Here is an 18,580-nt window from a genome sequence, read left to right on the forward strand (position 1 = left end):
GTTTTCTTTGCCAAAGCCCAGACGCTTGCCGATCATCAGACAGCCGACCATGCCGGCGATCCCGGCGTTGATATGCACCACGGTGCCACCGGCAAAATCCAGCGCGCCCCAATGGTTCAACAGGCCCGCCTCGTTCGGGCTGTCCTTCATGAAATCGGGCCCGCCCCAGTACCACACCATGTGGGCGATCGGGTAATAGGCCAGCAACGACCACAGCACGGTGAACACGATCAACGGCGAAAATTTCACGCGTTCGGCAAACGATCCGACGATCAGCGCGGGCGTGATCATCGCAAAGGTCATCTGGAACACGAAATAGGCCAGTTCGGGCACATAGACGTTGTTCGAAAACGTGGTTGCCGCGGTGCTGGCGTCGATCCCGCGCATCAGCGCCTTGGAAAATCCGCCGATATAAGGCGTCAGGCCCGGGGTCATGCCGGTGGTAAACGCCAGTGAATAGCCGACCGTGGCCCACAGCAATCCGCACACCGACACGATCATGAACACCTGCATCAGCACGCTGAGCATGTTCTTGGTGCGCACCAGCCCGCCGTAAAACAGCGCCAGGCCAGGCACGCTCATCATCAGCACCAGCGCCGACGACAGCAGCAGCCAGGCGGTATCGCCCTTGTTGATCATCAGCGCCTGGTGCGCAGCGTCCGGCGCCTTGATCAATGCGGTTTGCGCGAAAGTCGAGGTGGCAAAACCGAGTGCCAGGCTCGATGCAGCGATACAGCTGCCAAATTTGCGGATCATTGCAGATTTCCTCCAAAGGCTGACACCGGTCATAGCGCGGCGTCCCCGGTCTCGCCGGTGCGGATGCGGGTGGCGCCGGCCAGGTCCAAGACAAACACCTTGCCGTCACCGATCGCGCCGCTGCCCGCGGCGTGCTGGATCGTTTCGACCACTTGCGCGGCCATGTCGTCGCTGATGGCGATTTCGATCTTCACCTTGGGCAGCAAGTTGGTGGTGTATTCGGCACCGCGATAGATTTCGGTTTGCCCTTTTTGCCGACCAAAGCCCTTGACCTCGGAAACCGTCATGCCCGCGACGCCCAGGGCGCCAAGAGCTTCACGGACCTCGGTGAGCTTGAACGGCTTGATGACGGCGATGACGTATTTCATCCCTACCCCTTTCTAGCCAATCGGCCGTGCGACCGATCCTATTTGGTTAAGCAATTTTTGTGCCGTTTTGGAACTGCATCAGAAATTCAACGAATTTTTAAATGCGATTAACCAAAAGTAACAAATTTGCCGAAGGAGTTTGCGAGAAAATTGCGCAGTTGCCCAATTTATGAGCAGATGCCGCGGGTGCCCGTCGCATCAAAAAGGGCGCCCGAACCGGTGGTTCGGACGCCCTTCGCGCGGCGCCTGTGCGGACGCCAGAGACTTATGCGCTATAGTACATGTCGAATTCGACCGCCGAAGGGGTCGTTTCCCAGCGCGACACTTCGGGCCATTTCAGTTCGATATAGGCTTCGATCTGGTCCTTGGTGAAGACCCCGCCATCCAGCAGGAAGTCGTGGTCGGCCACCAGACTGTCGAGCGCTTCGCGCAGCGATCCGCAAACCGTCGGCACCAGCGACAGTTCTTCGGGCGGCAGATCGTACAGGTTCTTGTCCATGGCTTCGCCCGGGTGGATCTTGTTCTTGATCCCGTCGAGGCCGGCCATCAGCAGCGCGGAATACGCCAGGTAAGGATTGGCCATCGCATCGGGGAACCGGAATTCCACGCGCTTGGCCTTGGCGCCCGCGCCATAGGGAATGCGGCACGAAGCCGAACGGTTGCGCGCCGAATAGGCGAGCAGCACCGGCGCTTCGAACCCTGGCACCAGCCGCTTGTAGCTGTTGGTGGTGGGGTTGGTGAACGCGTTCAGCGCCTTGGCATGCTTGATCACGCCGCCGATGAAATACAGGCACATGTCCGACAGGCCGGCATAGCCGTTGCCGGCAAACAGCGGCTTGCCGCTGTCCCAGATCGAAATGTGGGTGTGCATGCCCGACCCGTTGTCGGCCTTGATCGGCTTGGGCATGAACGTCGCGGTCTTGCCATAGGCGGCGGCGACCTGGTGGACGACATACTTGTAGATCTGCATGCGGTCGGCGGTCTGCACCAGCGTGCCGAAGGTCAGGCCCAGTTCGTGCTGCGCCGCAGCGACTTCGTGGTGGTGCTTGTCGCAGGGCAGGCCCATGTCGATCATCGTGCGCACCATTTCGGCGCGGATGTCGACCAGGCTGTCGACCGGTGCAACCGGGAAATAGCCACCCTTGGCGCGCGGACGGTGGGCCAGGTTGCCGGCTTCATACGTGCGGTTGGTGTTGGTCGGCAGTTCGATGTCGTCGATGCGGAAACCGTTGCCGTCATAGCCGTCGTAAAACTTCACGTCGTCGAACACGAAGAATTCGGCTTCGGGGCCGACATAGACGGTGTCGCCGATGCCGGTCGATTTCAGATAGGCTTCGGCGCGCTTGGCGGTCGAACGCGGATCGCGCGAATAGAGTTCGCCGGTCGAGGGCTCGACGATGTCGCAATTGATGATCAGCATCGGCGAAGCCGAGAACGGATCGACATAGACCGAATCAAGGTCGGGCTTGAGGATCATGTCGGATTCGTTGATCGCCTTCCAGCCTTCGATCGACGAACCGTCGAACATCAGGCCGTTTTCCAGTTCATCTTCACCCAGAACCGATGCGACCATGGTCAGATGCTGCCACTTGCCCTTGGGGTCGGTGAACCGCAGATCGACCCATTCGATCTCTTCGTCCTTGATCTGGGCGACAATGTCCTTAGCTGCTGCCATTGCTGGTCCTTCTTGAGTTGCCCGACAAGTCGGGGCTGTCACATGAATGTGGTGATGGTCGTCTTAAACTGGACTTGCCCGATGCCGGGCCGGTCAGATCGCGTCGTCGTCGCGTTCGCCGGTGCGGATGCGCAGTGCGCTTTCAACGGGAATTACGAAAATCTTGCCGTCGCCGATGCGACCGGTCTGTGCCGCATTGGCAATCGCCTCGACCACGCGGTCGACCAGCGCGTCGGGCACGACCACCTCAAGCTTGACCTTGGGCAGGAAGTCGACGACATATTCGGCGCCGCGATACAGTTCGGTATGGCCTTTCTGGCGCCCGAAACCCTTGGCCTCGGTCACGGTGATGCCAGAGGCACCCACTTCGTGCAGGGCTTCCTTCACTTCATCCAGTTTGAAGGGTTTGATGATCGCTTCGATCTTCTTCACTCGATCTGACCCCCGAAGGCCGATCCGGATTGCGCCTGCGGGGTGCATCCGGACCTGGCGTTATCTGCCCATGGCACGATCATCGCATGCGGTTTTACCGGGCGAAAGATCGCACGCGGTTTTGCTGCGCGAAGAATCGTGTCTTCTTCAAGTCATTGTTCCTAGGCCATCACCGAACGTCGCGAAAGCCGCAAATTCACCTAACGGGCAAGAAAAGAAGACAAGTTGTGCGCCGGGCATTGCGCAAATTGCGTGCGCATGTTGCAAAACTGCGCATTGTTTGTGCAGTTGCTGATTATAAATTAAGCACGCCGGCTTGTCACGCGTATGGCGGCTGATGGCGGCCAAGCGGACTGGCCGTGAAGATCTCGACACCGGTTTCGGTGATGCCGATCGAATGTTCGAATTGCGCCGACAGCGAACGATCGCGCGTGACCGCCGTCCACCCGTCGTCAAGGATCTTGCACCCGGGCTTGCCCAGATTGATCATCGGTTCGATTGTAAAGATCATGCCGGGGCGCAGTTCGGGGCCGGTGCCGGCCTTGCCCGCGTGCACCACTTCGGGGGCATCGTGGAACAGCCGTCCGACGCCATGGCCGCAAAATTCGCGCACCACGCCATAACGCTGGCGTTCGGCATGGGCCTGGATCGCCGCGCCGATATCGCCCAGCCGCCCGCCGGGGCGCGCCGCCTCGATCCCCAGCATCAGGCATTCATACGTCACGTCGACCAGCCGCCGCGCCTTGAGCGGCACATCGCCAACCAGAAACATCCGGCTGCTATCGCCGTGCCAGCCATCGAGCAGCGGGGTCACGTCGATGTTGACGATATCGCCATCGCGCAAAGTCTTGTCCGAGGGAATGCCGTGGCACACCACATGGTTGATCGAGATGCAGCACGAATGGCTGTACCCGCGATACCCCAGCGTGGCCGGTATCGCGCCCGCCGCAAGGGTCATGTCGCGCACCACCGCATCCAGATCGGCGGTCACCGCGCCCGGAACCACCAGCGGTGCCAGCGCGTCAAGGATTTCGGCAGCAAGGCGCCCTGCCTTGCGCATGCCGTCAAACCCGGCCGGGCCGTGCAGTTTGATCGTGCCGTCACGCGGCTGGATATCGGTTTCGTCGGCGATTACATAGTCGGTCATGGTGACCATGTAGCGATTGTCACGCGATCTGGCGAGAGGGGGCGATTGCACTTTCCTGTTGCATGGGGTTAGACCGCAGTGATGAGTGACCGGCACGCAGTGATCCAGCCCGACCGCGGGCAAAAGGCAATTTCGATCCATCCGGTGGACAAGGCGGGGCTTGATGCGCTGCTTGCATCGCTGGCCGAAGGACAACGCGCGGCATTGTCCGCGCAGAAATTCGAGGCCGCACCGGGTGAGGTGGCGATCGTGCCCGATGGGCAGGGCTGGTTCGCGCTGGCCGCGATCGAACCGCGCGAGGCGCTGGGCACATGGTGTCTGGCCCGGCTGGCCGAAACCCTGCCCGGCGGGACCTATCGCATCGTTGCCCATGCAGGCCAGCCTGCGGTACCCCGCCTGGCCGCCGCGCTGGTCGGCTGGGCCGCTGCGCATTACCGGTTCGATCGCTACAAGACCGACGGCGCCGGTTCCGAGCCGCGCGTGCTGCTGTGCACCGAGGTGCGCGCGATTAACCCGGCCCTGGCCGAAGCCGGCGCGATCGCCCTCGTGCGCGATCTGGTCAACACGCCGGCCGAAGACATGGGCCCGGCGCAGCTGGAAACCGAGGCGCGCGCGATGGCGCGCACGTTCGGCGCCGAAATCCATGTCGTGACCGGCGATGTGCTGGAACGCGATTATCCGATGATCCACGCGGTCGGCCGGGCGGCATCGCGCCACCACGCGCCGCGCCTGATCGAGATCGAATGGGGCGATCCGCGCCATCCGCGCGTGGCCATTGTCGGCAAAGGCGTGTGCTTTGACAGCGGCGGGCTGGATCTCAAGCCCAGTTCGGGCATGGCGCTGATGAAAAAGGACATGGGCGGCGCGGCGCATGCGCTGGCGCTGGCGCGGCTGGTGATGGAACACGCGCTGCCGGTGCGGATGCACGTGCTGGTGCCTGCCGTGGAAAACGCGGTGGCGGGCAATGCCATGCGCCCGGGCGACATCCTGCGGTCGCGTGAAGGTCTGTCCATCGAGATCACCAACACCGATGCCGAAGGCCGGCTGGTGCTGGGCGATGCGCTGACCCGTGCCTGCGAGACGACGCCGGCACTGCTGATCGATTTTGCCACGCTGACCGGGGCTGCGCGCGTTGCGCTGGGCCCCGACCTGCCGGCGATGTTTGCGCGCCACGATGCAACCGCTGCTGCGCTGATCAGCGCCGGGCTGGAACGCGACGATCCGGTGTGGCGCATGCCGTTGCACGACGGGTATCGCGAATATCTGAAGTCGGATGTGGCCGACATGGTCAACAGCCATGCCAACGGCTTTGCCGGGGCCACAGTCGGCGCGCTGTTCCTTGACCGGTTTGTCGATGCGGGCATCGACTGGGTGCATTACGACACCTTTGCCTGGCGCCCGGTGGCCAAGCCGGGGCGGCCCAAAGGCGGTGAAGCGCTTGGCTTGCGCGCGGCATGGGGCCTGTTGCTGGCACGTTATGGCGGGGTTTGACTTGAACGGCGCCGGCAATTCCCCTACGCGGCGCGCTTTGCCGTTGCGGGACACCGGACCCTTGAGCGTTGACCTTTTGCCTTATGATCCATCGCTCGCGCTGACCGAACGCGACTTTGCCCTGTCGCGGCCGTCCGAGGCGTTTGATCCGCTGCATCGACCGGTGCGCGGCGATCTTGCCCATATCCGCTGTGCCGGCCGTATTTTCGTGCCGCACTATGCCGTGCCGATGCCGCACCGGTTGCTGGCAGCGGCCGATCTGTTGCGCGCCGGCCGTGCCGATGGCGAAGTCCTGTTCAGTCTGCTGCAAGGCACGCTGTTCAACGTGCTCGACATGGCCGGTGGCTGGGCCTGGGGTCAGGTCGGCGAAGACGGGCTGGTCGGTTATCTGCCCATGGCAACCCTGGCGGCAACATGACCACAACGGTGTTCATCGACGGGGCGGCGGGCACGACCGGGCTGGAAATCGCCGCGCGGCTGGAAGGGCGCAGCGAATTTGCGCTGATCACGCTGACCGATGACCGGCGCAAGGATGCCATGGCCCGGGCCGAGGCGCTGAACGATGCCGACGTGGTGATCCTGTGCCTGCCCGACGATGCCGCGCGCGAGGCGGTCGGACTGATCGCCAATGATCGCACACGCGTGATCGATGCTTCGACCGCACATCGCGTGGCCGATGGCTGGACTTATGGTTTTCCCGAAATTGTCGGCCGCGATGCTGTCGCCGCGGCAACCCGCATCGCCAATCCGGGCTGTTACCCGACCGGGTTCATCGCGCTGATCGCGCCGCTGGTGCGGGCAGGGCTGCTGCCGGTGGCCTGGCCCTACAACTGCCATGCGGTTTCGGGCTATTCGGGCGGAGGCAAAGCGCTGATCGATCGGTTTGCGCGCGAACCGGGCATCGCGTGGCGTGGCTATGCGCTGGATTTCGGGCACAAGCATGTGCCCGAAATGCAGGCCTATGCCCACCTGGCCATCGCGCCGCTGTTTGCACCCGCAGTGGTGCCGGCCTATCGCGGCATGGTGGTCGAAGTGCCGCTGCCGATCGAGATCATCCCCGGCGCGCCCGATGCGGCGCGGCTGCGCGAAGCGCTGGCGGCATTTTATGCCGGGTCAGCCGTGGTGACGGTGGCGCAAACTGCGCCGGAAAGCGGTGAAATCGTGCTGCGCGAAGGCGTGGCGCCGTGGGATGGGATGCGCCTGCACGTGATCGGCAGCGAGGATGGCCGCCAGGCCCGCCTGGTGGCCGAACTCGACAATCTGGGCAAGGGCGCCAGCGGTGCCGCGGTGCAAAGCCTGAACCTGATCAGCGGGCTGCCCGAAACGGCGGGACTGTCGCTCTAGCCCGCCTAGACCCCTTCCAGCGCGTAACCTGCCGAACGCACCGTGCGCACCGGATCCGGCGCGCCGGGAATGGCGATTGCCTGGCGCAGGCGGCGGATATGCACATCGACCGTGCGCAGTTCGATATCGCTGCCGCTGCCCCACACGGCATCGAGCAGTTGCCCCCGCGAAAACACCCGCCCCGGGTGTTCCATGAAATGGCGCAGCAGGCGGAATTCGGTCGGGCCGATCTTGATCTGTTCGCCCTGGCGGCTGACCCGGTGGGCGGTGGGATCGAGCGACAGATCGCCCACGGTAATCGTCTCACCCGCCAGCGCCGGCCGCACGCGGCGCAGCACCGCGCCGACACGCGCGATCAGTTCGCGCGGTGAAAACGGCTTGGTAACATAATCATCGGCGCCGATTTCCAGGCCGCGCACGCGATCATCCTCGTCGCTGCGCGCGGTCAGCATGATGATCGGCACATGCGCGGTTGCCTTTTGCCGGCGCAGACGGCGGCAGACTTCGATCCCGCTGGTCCCGCCGATCATCCAGTCGAGCAGAACCAGATCGGGCGTGTCTTCGGCGGCCAGCAACAGCGCTTCATCACCATCATCGGTGGTGCGCACGTCATAGCCTTCACCGCGAAACCGGTATTCGACCAGTTCCGCCAGCGCGGTGTCATCCTCGACCAGAAGCAGCTTGGGCGCGGACATCGGATGTTCCCTTCAACCCGGGGCAGCGCGCCCCGCAGGCCCTTCGCAGACACGAGCAATGTTACGGTGTCATGACGACGGTTTCAGGCGGGTGGCGGCACGTCCTCGCGTTCGGGCAGATAGGTCCCGGTTGCGGCAAAGTGTACCATTTCGGCAATGTTGGTGGCGTGGTCGCCGATCCGTTCGATATTGCGCGCTACAAACATCAGCTGCGCAACGCTGCTGATCGTGGCCGGGTTCTCGACCATGTATGACACAAAATTGCGAAACACGCTGTCGTAAAAGGCATCGACCTTGGCATCGCGCTGGACAATTTCGGCGGCAGCGACGGGGTCCCGCGCGGCATAGGCGGTCAGCACGTCATGCACCATGTCGCCGGCCAGTTCGTTCATCATCGGCAGCAGGGTCAGGGGTTCGAACCGTTTGCGCCCTTCGATATGACCAACGCGTTTGGCAATATTCTTGGCATAATCGCCGATCCGCTCGATCACGCCTGCAATCTTGAGTGCGGCAATCACTTCGCGCAAGTCGTCGGCCATCGGCGCACGCAGGGCAAGCACGCGCACCGACAGGCGGTCAACCTCGCTTTCCAGAAGATCGATGCGGCGGTCGCGCGCAATCACGCCTGCGGCCAGATCCTCGTCGCCATTGACCAGCGCCTCCATCGCCTCGGCAATCGACAGTTCGGCCAGGCCGCCCATTTCGGCGACCAGGCCGCGCAGCCGGGTCATGTCTTCATCGAAGGCTTTGACGGTGTGTTCGGCAACCATGGGGCGGTCGATCTCCTGCGCGGGTGTCGCTGGCAAAGTGTTGCGGTGTTTTGACAGATTCGTGAAGCGGCTCGCCCGGTTTGTGATGCGCGTGGAACGGCGGTTTGACGCAATATCTGTTGGTAAGCCGGTGTCAGGCCGTCGCGCGGTCGGGTTGTGCGGCCAGGCCGGGCAGCGGCGAGGCGGCGACAATGCCAAGCCGGATGGTCACGGTGGTGCCGATGCCCAGGCGGCTGGAAATATCCAGCCGCCCGCGGTGGCGCTCGACGATGTGTTTGACAATGGCCAGGCCCAGGCCCGTGCCACCGGCCGCGCGGCTGCGGCCCGGATCCGTGCGATAGAACCGGCGGGTCAGGTGCGGGATGTGGTCGGCATGAATGCCTTCGCCATGGTCGGTCACGCTCAGCACGGCTTCATTGCCGATGCGCACCACGCGCAATTCCACCGCGCGGGCCGGATCGGAATATTTCATCGAATTGTCGACCAGATTGCGGATCACCTGGTCCAGCTGCTGCCGGTCGCCCTGCACCAGCACATCTTCTGCCTCGACCAGGATGCGGTCTTCGCCCGAGGTTGCGGCAACTTCGCCTCCGATCGAGGCGGCCATCTGCCCCAGATCGATATGATCGCGCGGCAGGTCGTGTTTTTCCGCCTCGATCCGCGACAGCGACATCAGATCCTCGACCAGGTGCTGCAACCGCTTGGCCTCGCGCAGGACGGTGTTGTGAAACCGCGCGGTGGTTGCCGCATCGATCCGCGCATCGGGATCGGCCAGGGTTTCGATATAACCGATGATCGACGCCAGCGGCGTGCGCAATTCATGGCTGGCATTGGCGACAAAATCGGTGTGCGCGCGGCTGATATCGGCCTCTGCCGTGCGATCGACCAGCTCGATCAGCGAAAAGCGATCGTCCACCGCGACCCGGCGCACCTGCCAGATGCTGCGTGGTCCGGTCAGTCCGCGCACTGTCACGCTGCCTTCGCGCGTGTCGAGCAGGGTAATCGCCTCGGGATGGCGCAGTGCGACGCGCGCGTCCTGGCCGATGATATGCCCGCCCAGCTCGTCGCGCGCGGCAGCATTGGCAGCCGCAATGCGCTGTCCATCCAGCATCATCACCGGCACGCCAAACGGCTCGATCAGGTCGATCATCGCCTGGCGCGACATTGCCGGTTCTTCGGCCACCCGCACCTCGACCGTGCGTTCGGGCCGCGCCAGCCACAACGTGCCCAGCCACAGCACCAGCACGATGCCGGCGGTGATCAGTCCGGCGCCCGCCAGGGCCATGCCGGCGGTGGCCAGAACCGCCAGCGCGGTGCCGGTCCAGGGCAGTCGGGGGGAAGGGGGTGCGGCGTGGATTGTCATGGCATCACGATCATTACAGGTGATCCCGCGTGGTACCAGTGCTTCATGACCGTATCGAGGCACGTTGCCGAATTGCAATCAAAGCCCGGCGCGCAAACCCATGGCAAGACACACAATTGCCGCGATCAGGGCGATGCTGGAAACCACGCCCCACGACACCAGCGAAACCTTGTCGAGGTCGGTCCGGCGGATCTGTCGCTGATCGCGCACGATGCCAAAGATCGCGATCAGCCCGGCAATCGCCGCGATGACCAGAAAGGGATGTCCGGCGATGGTGGTTTGCATATCCATGGTGGCGTGCCGCTGGGCCTCAAAAGGCGAATGGTGACCCCTACGGGAATCGAACCCGTGTTTCAGCCGTGAAAGGGCCGCGTCCTAACCGCTAGACGAAGGGGCCAAAATGGCGTGCCAATGCTGGTACCGCTGACCGGGCCGGCCATCGAACCGGACAGACAGATGGTGACCCCTACGGGAATCGAACCCGTGTTTCAGCCGTGAAAGGGCCGCGTCCTAACCGCTAGACGAAGGGGCCAAAGCGCGTGGCGCCGTTGGGCAGGCCGCGCCTCTATTGGCTCTGTTCTGGCGCGTCAACCCCAATTTGACAGCAACTGTCATCACTGTGCGCGGCCGCCCCGAGGGGTATGGTCAATCGGCGAACGCCGCATCCTCGACATGCAGTTCGGCGGCCGGCCGGCTGGCCCAGTCATCGACGCGCGCGCGCCCGGCCAGCCAGAACCGCCGTCCCTTGTGACCGTGCAGCAACGCCTGGCCCAGATCGGTGGTGGCCGCGCGAAACGCGATCGCCTTGAACGAGCGGCCGTCGTTGCCGGTTGCGACCATGCGCACATGATCCTGGCCCACCGTATCGCATTTGACCAGCCGCACCGGGCCGACGGCCACACGCGGGCCGGGCCATCCGATCCCGAACGGTCCGGCGGCATCGAGCATGGTCACCAGATCGGGTGTCAGCCCCCCCGGAGCCAGCGACAGGTCGATCAGCAGGCTTTGTGCAGTGCGCGCCTGGGCAATGTCACGCGCCAGTCGGTCATCGAGAAACCTGCGCAAGCCGTCAAGCTGCCCCGATGCGATCGTCAGGCCGCAGGCCATGGCATGGCCGCCACCCGCGATCAGCAGCCCTGCGGCGCGCGCGGCAATCACCGCCGCGCCCAGATCCACCCCGGCGATCGATCGTCCCGAACCCTTGCCGTTGCCGGCCTCGTCGGCGTCGAGCGCGATCACCAGTGTGGGCTTTCCGGTCTTTTCCTTGATGCGGCCGGCAACGATGCCGATCACGCCGGGATGCCACCCCGAACCCGCCAAGACGTTGACCGCGCAATCGCGCGCGCCAACCAGTTCGATTTCCGCGGCTTCCTGTACCGCGGCCTCGATGGCGCGGCGTTCGTCGTTGAGCACCGACAGTTGCGCCGCAATCGCTGCCGCCTGGTCGGGATCGAGCGTGGTCAGCAATTGCACGCCGAGCGAACTGTCGCCGATGCGGCCCGCGGCATTGATACGCGGGCCAAGTGCAAAGCCCAGATCGCTGCACGTGGGGCTGCGCGTCAGGCGGCTGGCATCGATCAGCGCGGCCAGCCCGGTGTTTTCGCGCCGCGCCATGACTTTCAGGCCCTGGGCCACCAGTGCGCGGTTCAGCCCGCGCAATTGCGCCATGTCGGCAACCGTGCCCAGCGCGACCAGATCGAGCAGGGCCATCAGGTCGGGCGGGGTGCCCGTGCCGAAAAATCCGCCGGCGCGCAGGACACGCGATGTTGCCACCGCCAGCAGGAACGCCATGCCGACCGCGGCAAGATGGCCGTGTGCCGCCGCCTCGTCGCTTTCATCCAGGCGGTTGGGGTTGACCAGCGCAACCGTGATCGGCAGCTGCGCCGAACACTTGTGGTGATCAACCACGATCACCTCGACATTGGCGCGCGATGCCATGGCCAGCGCGTCGTGCGCCATGGCGCCGCAATCGACGGTGATCACCAGTTGCGCGCCTTCGGCACCCAGCCGCACCAGCGCCTCGCCCGTGGGGCCATAGCCTTCGAGCAGGCGATCGGGAATATAGGCGCGGGCATCGCTGCCGCACATCCGCAAAAACCGGATCAGCAGCGCCGCACTGGTTGCGCCATCGACGTCATAATCGCCATAAACGGCAATCGCTTCGCCCGCGATGATCGCCTGCGCCAGCCGTGCCGCAGCGGTTTCCATATCGCGAAAGATCGCTGGATCGGGCAGGAAATCGCGCAAGGTCGGGCGGCGATGACGATCAAGTTCGGACCGGTCGATCCCGCGCGACAGCAACAGCTGGTCGACCATGTCGTCGCCTGCGGCCTGGGCGATGGCGCCGGGATCAGCGGGTTCGCCCATGTCCATATTCCCGCCGCGCCAACGCCAGGCCAGACCCGATAGCGATCGTTCGATGGTGGTAATGGATCTGTTCATGGTGCCGGTTGTCAGGGGTGAAGGCCACCGACTAGGCCAAGTTGCCGGCGCAGACAATTGGCGACGCCCGTTTTCCGGCAGATCGGCGCGTTGGCAGACCGCCCGGGCTTGTCAATGCGACGCGGCGATAGTGACAAGCGGGGCGCATGTGCTAGAGCACTGCCTGGCAAACAGCAGGGGGCGCCGCGGCATCGATGGCGAACAATCCGGACCAGTGGCGATCGAGTATCGACGGGCCCGCGTGGCCGTGCTGATCGTATGGCACAGCCGCACCGGCGCGGCCCACGCCATGGCGCACAGCGCGTGGCACGGCGCGTGCGCGGAACCCGGCGCCAAGGCACGACTGATGCCGGCGACAGCGGTGGGCCCCGACGATATTCTGGCTGCGCGCGCATACCTGTTTGTCTGCCCGGAAAACCTGGGCGGTTTAAGCGGCGAAATGAAAGCGTTTTTTGATCGTTGCTATTATCCCGTGCAGGGCCGCATCGCCGGCCGCGCCTATGCCACGGCGATTGCCGCGGGCAATGCCGGCCAAGGGGCCGAGACGCAGATCGACCGGATCGTGACCGGATGGCGGTTGCGCCGGGTGGCGCCTTCGCTGATCGTGCGCCTGGGTGCCGACACGCCCGAAGCGATCGCCGCGCCCAAGATCGTGTGCGGTAACGATCTGGAAAGCTGTCGGGATTTGGGACGGTCGCTCGCCACAGGCTTGCAACTTGGCATTTTCTGACCTTTTGATTGACAGTTCGCAGCAAGGGATTGCCCAGGCGTGGCGCCCCGAAGCGAAGGCAGGGCAGGAACGACACACGGTGGCAGCAGACAGACACGATCGCGACGGACGCGCGTACGCATCGGCGCTGGCGCCGGTCGTTGCGTTGCTGTTTGATCCGGGCCAGCGGCCAGGCGCAGACACGATTGTTGCGCTGTCGCAGGCCCGGGGCCGCTTTGCGGTGGCCCATCGGGATGCAGGCGCGGGGCAGGTCGAACTGCGATGCGACGGGCTGGGGTTTGATTGTCATGGTCTGGCGCCGACGCAGGCGCTGCGCATGGAGACGGCGCTTGCCCATCTGGCCCTGCCGGATGATTTTCAGGTTACCGAGCATGATCTGATCACGCTGGCGCCGGGCCAGGCGCTGGCCGGTGCGCGGCAATTGCTGCCGGTGGTGCGGATCCTGGGCGGACTGGTGATCGCGCTGGGCGCGTTGCCGGGTTTGCGTGCGGTGGCGTGGCTGCCGGCGCGGCTGGCGATGCCGCCGGCGTGGTTTGGGCAAGCGGTTGGCGCATGGCTGAATGGCGGCCCGTTTCCGGCACTGGCGCTGACCGGGCTCGATCGCGTGGATACCGGTTTTGCCAGTCGCGGGCTGGGCTTTTTTACCGGCCAGGAATTCCATTGGGCGGGGCACGGCGGGGCATTGCAGGAAAGCGACGCGCGCGGCGCGGTGCGGCTGACCGACTGGCTGGTGGCGCATGGCCGGATCGATACCGCGTGCGAGGTTGAACTGGCCGGTTTTGGCACGGTGCGCGTTGCACCCGATGGTCCCGATCGCCTGCAGGTGCACCGCCTTTAGAACCGATTTGGTATCAAGCCGTGCCCCGCGTGTTTCGGCAATGGTTTGTTTACGCCTGCACGGCAGCGTGGCCCCGGGACACTTGGGGTAACTTAGGGATGACCAGTCGACCAGCGGCGCCGCGCAAGGCACTGGCTTTCCGCGCGGTCAACGTGCCGGGAAGCGCAGGATACTGCGCAGGCTTGCAGCGGCATCATGTGCTGCCCCGGCAAGTGCTGGATACACCCGGCATTCATGCACTGATCGACGCCGTCGGGCCGGACAGCGTTGGCTTTCACGATTTTCGCCGCAACGGCCTGTTGCTGCCTGCCACCGATGAAGAAGCGGTGCGGTTGGGCCTGCCGCTGCACCGCGGACCACACCAGTGCTACAACGAACTGGTGATCGAACGCATGGGCCAGATCGAAGCCGGCTGGCGCAAGCGGCGGCGCGGTGGCCGGGATGACAGCGCGCTGGTCGAGGCGGTGCTGCGGATCGACCTGTTGCAGCGCGCGCTGCGCCGCCGCCTGCTCGATCCGGCACATTGGCGCAGCATGCCGCTGCACGCGCGCGACCCCGCGCTTGATTTCAGCCACCTCGACCGCATGGCCGAGGCGTTGTGGGCGGCAACCGAGACGCGGGCGCCCTATCCCTGAAACGGTGCCACATTGGCGGCAAGCGCTGCCGCCGCGGCATGATATTCCGCCTCGAAGCGATCGACCCTGTCGGCCACGCTTTCCACCTGTGTGATCGTGCCGATACCCTGACCCGATCCCCAGATATCCTTCCACGCCTTGGCTTCGGTATTTCCGCCCGATCCGAAATTCATCTTCGACGGATCGCTGACCGGCAGATTGTCGGGATCAAGCCCGGCATTGGCAATCGACGAGCGCAGGTAATTGCCGTGCACCCCGGTGAACAGGTTGGAATAGATGATGTCGTCGGCGCCCGAATCGACAATCGCCTGTTTGTAGCTTTCCGCCGCGCGCGCTTCGTTGGTGGCGATCCAGGCAGAGCCGATATAGGCAAAATCGGCGCCCAGTGCCTGTGCCGCCAGGATCGACCGGCCGTGGCCGATCGCGCCCGACAGCGCGACCAGGCCATCGAACCAGGTGCGGATTTCCTGCATCAGCGCAAATGGCGATTGTGCGCCGGCATGCCCGCCGGCACCTGCGGCCACCGGGATCAGTCCGTCGGCGCCCTTTTCGATCGCCTTGCGCGCAAAGCGGTTGTTGATCACATCGTGCAGCACGATCCCGCCCCAGCTGTGCGCCGCCTGATAGACATCTTCGCGCGCGCCGAGCGAGGTGATCAGCAGCGGCACCTGCCACTTGCCGCACAGTGCGATGTCTTCTTCCAGCCGGTTGTTGGTCTTGTGCACGATCTGGTTGACCGCAAAGGGTGCTGCGGGGCGATCGGGATGGGCGCGGTTGTGCGCGGCCAGTTCCTCGGTGATCTGGTGCAGCCATTCGTCCAGCTGGCTGATCGGGCGCGCATTGAGCGACGGGAAGCTGCCGACAACCCCCGCCTTGCATTGGGCAATCACCATTTCCGGCCCGGAAATGATGAACAGCGGCGATGCGATCACCGGCAGACGCAGATTGGCAAACAGCGGGGGCAGGGGCATCGGCGCACTTTCTTAATTGATCGATTAAATCGGGCGATAACCGCGACGGAGGTGGCTTGTCAATTCATCCCGGCAGGATCGCTTCGATGCCATATGTGCGTGCGGCAGTGCCCGCAAACAGCGCATGTTTCTCGTCCGCCGAGGCGCCTGCGCTCAAGCGTTTGAAGGCGTTCCACAATGTTGCGTAATCTGCGCCCCAGCGATCGACCGGAAAATTGCTTTCGTACATCGCCCGGGCCACGCCGAACGCATCGATGCAGGTTTCGATATAGGGCCGCCACAGCGTGGCCAGCGCCTCGGACCCGGTGCCGCCGGCGGGGCCCTGTTCGGGCATCGCGCAAAACGCCATGGCCAGGCCGCCCAGCTTGACCGATACATTGGGCAATGTGCCCAGAATGCGGATCTTGTCGCGCCAGGTATCGAACCGTTCGTGCAGCCGCCCGCGATAGCTGGCGATGCCCAGCGGCGTACCGCAATGATCGAGTACGATGGGCTGTTCGGGAAAGGCGCGCGCGAGCGAAATCAGATCATCAAGCTGCGGCTCAAGCAGCCAGGCATCGAACGTCAGGCCAAGCGCGCCCAGATGGCGGAACCCGGCGCGAAAGGCGTCGTCGCAGTAAAGCCCCTGCGGCGCGTGGAAGGGCGGGCCCAGCACGTCAGGATCGGCATCCCAGGCGGCTGCGTGGCGAATGCCGCGAAACCGGGGCGATGCGGCCTGCAGCGCCTCGAGCACGGGCCGCGCGGCATCACCGGTGGTCAGGTCGGCATGCCCCATGATCGCGGCACAAGGGCGGTAATTGCCGTAAAGCCCGCTGGCGCCCTGCGCCGCCACGCCGTTGACGAATGCAACCTCGCCCACCGTTTTGAACGCGGGATCGCGATCGGCGTCATAGAACGCGCCGCATTCCATATAGACCGTGCCGATCACGTTGTGCCCGGTGGTTACTTCGGAATGCAGTTCGTCAAAGGTGTAATAGGGCGACAGCTTGATCGCCGCGATGAACGGGTGATCGGGCTCGGGAAAATGCGCCAGCAGCGGCCGCAGATCCCACAGATGATGATGCGGATCGATGATCGGCAGATCGGGTTCGAGAATTGGTTCAGGCATGGTCACTCCCGCGGCATGGCCCTTGGGCTCTTGCACGGGGGTTATGGCTGAAATGGCGGGCGTCGCAAGCCGATTTAACTGCCTGATTGAATGGCGGCGCGGCGCGGCGCGCGCCGCCATTCATCGCATCATCCGTGCGCGGCGTTGGCGGCCGACAGGATCGCGCGCACGCTGGCGGTGGCAACATCTTCGTCGATGCCCACGCCCCACACCACTTTGCCGTCTGGCGTTGCGCATTCGACATAGGCTGCTGCGCGCGCATCGCTGCCACCGGCCAGCGCATGTTCGGAATAATCGCGCACGTCGATGGCAATGCCGAACCCGTCGTTAAGCGTTGCCACCACCGACGAGATCAGCCCGTTGCCGCGCCCGCTGACCGATTGCACATTGCCATCGACCGCGATCTTGCCGGCAAAAACGCGCGTGCCGTCGCTGGCCTTGGCCTCTTCGTAATCGACCAGCGTGAAGTGCTGCGGATCGTCCAGCCGATAAGCCTGGCGGAACACGCCCCAGATATCGTCGGCATGCAATTCGCGGCCCAGTTCATCGGCCAGCGCCTGTACATGGCGGCTGAAATGGCCCTGCATTTTCTTGGGCAGTTTCAGCCCCTGGTCCTGTTCCAGCACCCAGGCAAAGCCGCCTTTGCCGCTTTGCGAATTGACGCGGATTACCGCTTCATAGCTGCGGCCCAGATCGGCCGGGTCAATCGGCAGATAGGGCACCGCCCACAGCTGATCGTTGCGCTTTTCCTGCGCGGCAAAGCCCTTCTTGATCGCGTCCTGGTGGCTGCCCGAAAAGGCGGTGAACACCAGATCGCCGCCATAGGGGTGACGTTCGTGCACCGGCAGCTGGTTGCAATATTCCACGGTCTGGATCACATGATCGATGTCGGAAAAATCCAGTTCCGGATCAACACCTTGGGTGTACAAATTCAAGGCAACTGTGACCAGGCAGCAATTGCCGGTACGCTCGCCATTGCCGAACAGGCAGCCTTCGACACGGTCGGCGCCGGCCATCATGCCCAGTTCCGCCGCGGCCACGCCGGTGCCGCGATCGTTGTGGGTGTGCAGGCTGATCACCGCGCGATCGCGGCCGGGCAGGTTCTTGCAGAAATATTCGATCTGGTCGGCATAGATATTGGCCGTGGCCGCCTCGACCGTGGCGGGCAGGTTGAGGATGATCGGTTTTTCGACCGTCGGCTGCAGGATCTCCATCACCGCTTCGCACGCGGCCAGGCTGAAATCGAGCTCGGCGGTCGAAAAGGTTTCGGGGCTGTATTCGAAATGCCAGTCGGTCTGGGGAAAGCGTGCGGCCTGGTCGCGCAGATGCGTGGCGCCGGCCCGCGCGATATCGAGGATCTGCGCCTGGGTCATGCCGAACACCACGTCACGCCACAGCGGCGAGACGGCGTTATAGACGTGGACGATAGCCTTTTTTGCGCCTGCCAGGCTTTCGAACGAGGTCTTGATCAGATCCTCGCGCGACTGGGTCAGCACTTGCACGATGACATCGTCGGGGATGCGGCCCTGATCGACCAGGCCGCGGATGAAATCATACTCGGTGGCGCCGGCGCTGGGAAAACCGACCTCGATCTCCTTGATCCCGACTTTGAGCAGCAGATCGAAAAAGCGCGCCTTTTTCTCGGCATCCATCGGGTCGATCAGCGACTGGTTGCCATCGCGCATGTCGGTCGACAGCCAGCGCGGGGCGCGGGTGATCGTGCGGTTTGGCCATTGCCGGTCGGTCAAGGGCACTTGCGGAAAGGGGCGGTATTTGACCGAAGGGTCTTTCAACATGGACATGGGATGATGCTCT

General features: G+C 64.1%; 19 protein-coding genes and 2 tRNA genes. 6 read left to right on the plus strand and 15 right to left on the minus strand.

Annotated features, from left to right (window positions below; genetic code table 11):
- From G404_RS17525 to map, 5 genes are all read right to left on the minus strand, one after another.
- A partial coding sequence (locus G404_RS17525; protein WP_036519799.1) for an ammonium transporter occupies positions 1–756 on the minus strand: 756 nt, incomplete at its 3' end.
- A 29-nt stretch (positions 757–785) separates the two neighbouring features.
- Positions 786–1,124 (minus strand): P-II family nitrogen regulator, encoded by a 339-nt coding sequence (locus G404_RS0100010; RefSeq protein ID WP_028639256.1) that lies wholly within the window; start codon positions 1,122–1,124, stop codon positions 786–788.
- Between the two features lie 265 nt (positions 1,125–1,389).
- The gene (gene glnA, locus G404_RS0100015; RefSeq protein WP_028639257.1) at positions 1,390–2,799 is read right to left on the minus strand and encodes a type I glutamate--ammonia ligase; all 1,410 of its coding nucleotides are present in this window, start codon (positions 2,797–2,799) and stop codon (positions 1,390–1,392) included.
- Positions 2,800–2,892: 93 nt separating this feature from the next.
- Positions 2,893–3,231, minus strand: a complete 339-nt coding sequence (locus tag G404_RS0100020) for a P-II family nitrogen regulator (protein ID WP_028639258.1) — start codon at positions 3,229–3,231, stop codon at positions 2,893–2,895.
- 319 nt (positions 3,232–3,550) lie between these two features.
- Positions 3,551–4,378, minus strand: a complete 828-nt coding sequence (gene map, locus G404_RS0100025; RefSeq protein WP_028639259.1) for a type I methionyl aminopeptidase — start codon at positions 4,376–4,378, stop codon at positions 3,551–3,553.
- Positions 4,379–4,459: 81 nt separating this feature from the next.
- Here map and G404_RS0100030 point away from each other — a divergent pair, with 81 nt between their 5' ends.
- The 3 genes from G404_RS0100030 to argC all read left to right on the plus strand — a co-directional run bounded on the left by G404_RS0100030 (position 4,460) and on the right by argC (position 7,213).
- Positions 4,460–5,869, plus strand: coding sequence for a leucyl aminopeptidase family protein (locus G404_RS0100030; RefSeq protein ID WP_028639260.1), 1,410 nt, complete (start codon positions 4,460–4,462; stop codon positions 5,867–5,869).
- 61 nt (positions 5,870–5,930) lie between these two features.
- Complete coding sequence (locus G404_RS0100035; protein WP_051279987.1) at positions 5,931–6,287, plus strand: hypothetical protein; 357 nt, start codon at positions 5,931–5,933, stop codon at positions 6,285–6,287.
- Positions 6,284–7,213 (plus strand): N-acetyl-gamma-glutamyl-phosphate reductase, encoded by a 930-nt coding sequence (gene argC / locus G404_RS0100040; protein WP_028639262.1) that lies wholly within the window; start codon positions 6,284–6,286, stop codon positions 7,211–7,213. The genes G404_RS0100035 and argC overlap by 4 nt, the downstream gene beginning before the upstream one ends.
- 5 nt (positions 7,214–7,218) lie before the next feature.
- Here the strand turns inward: argC and phoB are convergent, their stop codons facing one another.
- The 7 genes from phoB to recJ all read right to left on the minus strand — a co-directional run bounded on the left by phoB (position 7,219) and on the right by recJ (position 12,483).
- Positions 7,219–7,908: a phosphate regulon transcriptional regulator PhoB gene (phoB, locus tag G404_RS0100045; protein WP_028639263.1), complete on the minus strand. Its 690-nt coding sequence runs from the start codon at positions 7,906–7,908 to the stop codon at positions 7,219–7,221.
- A gap of 83 nt (positions 7,909–7,991) precedes the next feature.
- Entirely contained in the window at positions 7,992–8,678 is a 687-nt protein-coding gene (gene phoU / locus G404_RS0100050) for a phosphate signaling complex protein PhoU (protein WP_028639264.1), read from the minus strand.
- A gap of 133 nt (positions 8,679–8,811) precedes the next feature.
- Complete coding sequence (locus G404_RS0100055) at positions 8,812–10,041, minus strand: ATP-binding protein (protein WP_051279988.1); 1,230 nt, start codon at positions 10,039–10,041, stop codon at positions 8,812–8,814.
- 78 nt (positions 10,042–10,119) lie between these two features.
- A complete protein-coding gene (locus G404_RS0100060) occupies positions 10,120–10,332 on the minus strand; it encodes a hypothetical protein (protein WP_028639266.1) in 213 nt (70 codons plus the stop codon).
- Between the two features lie 31 nt (positions 10,333–10,363).
- Positions 10,364–10,438 (minus strand) — tRNA-Glu (locus tag G404_RS0100065).
- Positions 10,439–10,498: 60 nt separating this feature from the next.
- Positions 10,499–10,573 (minus strand) — tRNA-Glu (locus G404_RS0100070).
- Between the two features lie 113 nt (positions 10,574–10,686).
- Positions 10,687–12,483 carry a single-stranded-DNA-specific exonuclease RecJ gene (gene recJ, locus G404_RS0100075; RefSeq protein ID WP_028639267.1) on the minus strand — a complete coding sequence of 599 codons (1,797 nt, stop codon included), beginning with the start codon at positions 12,481–12,483 and terminating at the stop codon, positions 10,687–10,689.
- Between the two features lie 289 nt (positions 12,484–12,772).
- On the opposite strand from recJ, the gene G404_RS0100080 reads away from it, so the two are divergent.
- From G404_RS0100080 to G404_RS0100090, 3 genes are all read left to right on the plus strand, one after another.
- On the plus strand, positions 12,773–13,213 hold the full coding sequence (locus G404_RS0100080) for a flavodoxin family protein (RefSeq protein WP_156906148.1): 441 nt from the start codon (positions 12,773–12,775) through the stop codon (positions 13,211–13,213).
- 79 nt (positions 13,214–13,292) lie between these two features.
- Positions 13,293–14,051 (plus strand): hypothetical protein, encoded by a 759-nt coding sequence (locus G404_RS0100085; RefSeq protein ID WP_156906136.1) that lies wholly within the window; start codon positions 13,293–13,295, stop codon positions 14,049–14,051.
- A 98-nt stretch (positions 14,052–14,149) separates the two neighbouring features.
- Positions 14,150–14,686, plus strand: coding sequence for an AHH domain-containing protein (locus G404_RS0100090; RefSeq protein ID WP_084600907.1), 537 nt, complete (start codon positions 14,150–14,152; stop codon positions 14,684–14,686).
- On the opposite strand, the gene G404_RS0100095 is transcribed toward G404_RS0100090, so the two are convergent.
- From G404_RS0100095 to leuA, 3 genes are all read right to left on the minus strand, one after another.
- Positions 14,677–15,657 carry an NAD(P)H-dependent flavin oxidoreductase gene (locus tag G404_RS0100095; RefSeq protein WP_028639271.1) on the minus strand — a complete coding sequence of 327 codons (981 nt, stop codon included), beginning with the start codon at positions 15,655–15,657 and terminating at the stop codon, positions 14,677–14,679. The genes G404_RS0100090 and G404_RS0100095 overlap by 10 nt on opposite strands.
- Before the next feature lie 64 nt (positions 15,658–15,721).
- Positions 15,722–16,765, minus strand: a complete 1,044-nt coding sequence (locus G404_RS0100100; protein ID WP_028639272.1) for an amidohydrolase family protein — start codon at positions 16,763–16,765, stop codon at positions 15,722–15,724.
- 128 nt (positions 16,766–16,893) lie between these two features.
- Positions 16,894–18,567, minus strand: a complete 1,674-nt coding sequence (gene leuA, locus G404_RS0100105; protein ID WP_028639273.1) for a 2-isopropylmalate synthase — start codon at positions 18,565–18,567, stop codon at positions 16,894–16,896.
- Between the last annotated feature and the right edge of the window lie 13 nt (positions 18,568–18,580).

The sequence above is a fragment of the Novosphingobium acidiphilum DSM 19966 genome (assembly GCF_000429005.1).
GTDB lineage: Bacteria > Pseudomonadota > Alphaproteobacteria > Sphingomonadales > Sphingomonadaceae > Novosphingobium > Novosphingobium acidiphilum.

Coding starts and splice junctions, on each gene's coding strand:
- G404_RS0100090 (WP_084600907.1), top strand. CDS start 14,150: ATGACCAGTCGACCAGCGGCGCCGCGCAAGGCACTGGCTTTCCGCGCG.
- map (WP_028639259.1), bottom strand. CDS start 4,378: ATGACCGACTATGTAATCGCCGACGAAACCGATATCCAGCCGCGTGAC.
- G404_RS0100060 (WP_028639266.1), bottom strand. CDS start 10,332: ATGGATATGCAAACCACCATCGCCGGACATCCCTTTCTGGTCATCGCG.
- G404_RS0100010 (WP_028639256.1), bottom strand. CDS start 1,124: ATGAAATACGTCATCGCCGTCATCAAGCCGTTCAAGCTCACCGAGGTC.
- G404_RS0100055 (WP_051279988.1), bottom strand. CDS start 10,041: ATGACAATCCACGCCGCACCCCCTTCCCCCCGACTGCCCTGGACCGGC.
- leuA (WP_028639273.1), bottom strand. CDS start 18,567: ATGTCCATGTTGAAAGACCCTTCGGTCAAATACCGCCCCTTTCCGCAA.
- phoU (WP_028639264.1), bottom strand. CDS start 8,678: ATGGTTGCCGAACACACCGTCAAAGCCTTCGATGAAGACATGACCCGG.
- G404_RS0100080 (WP_156906148.1), top strand. CDS start 12,773: ATGGCGCACAGCGCGTGGCACGGCGCGTGCGCGGAACCCGGCGCCAAG.
- G404_RS0100095 (WP_028639271.1), bottom strand. CDS start 15,657: ATGCCCCTGCCCCCGCTGTTTGCCAATCTGCGTCTGCCGGTGATCGCA.
- argC (WP_028639262.1), top strand. CDS start 6,284: ATGACCACAACGGTGTTCATCGACGGGGCGGCGGGCACGACCGGGCTG.
- recJ (WP_028639267.1), bottom strand. CDS start 12,483: ATGAACAGATCCATTACCACCATCGAACGATCGCTATCGGGTCTGGCC.
- glnA (WP_028639257.1), bottom strand. CDS start 2,799: ATGGCAGCAGCTAAGGACATTGTCGCCCAGATCAAGGACGAAGAGATC.
- G404_RS0100100 (WP_028639272.1), bottom strand. CDS start 16,765: ATGCCTGAACCAATTCTCGAACCCGATCTGCCGATCATCGATCCGCAT.
- G404_RS0100030 (WP_028639260.1), top strand. CDS start 4,460: ATGAGTGACCGGCACGCAGTGATCCAGCCCGACCGCGGGCAAAAGGCA.
- phoB (WP_028639263.1), bottom strand. CDS start 7,908: ATGTCCGCGCCCAAGCTGCTTCTGGTCGAGGATGACACCGCGCTGGCG.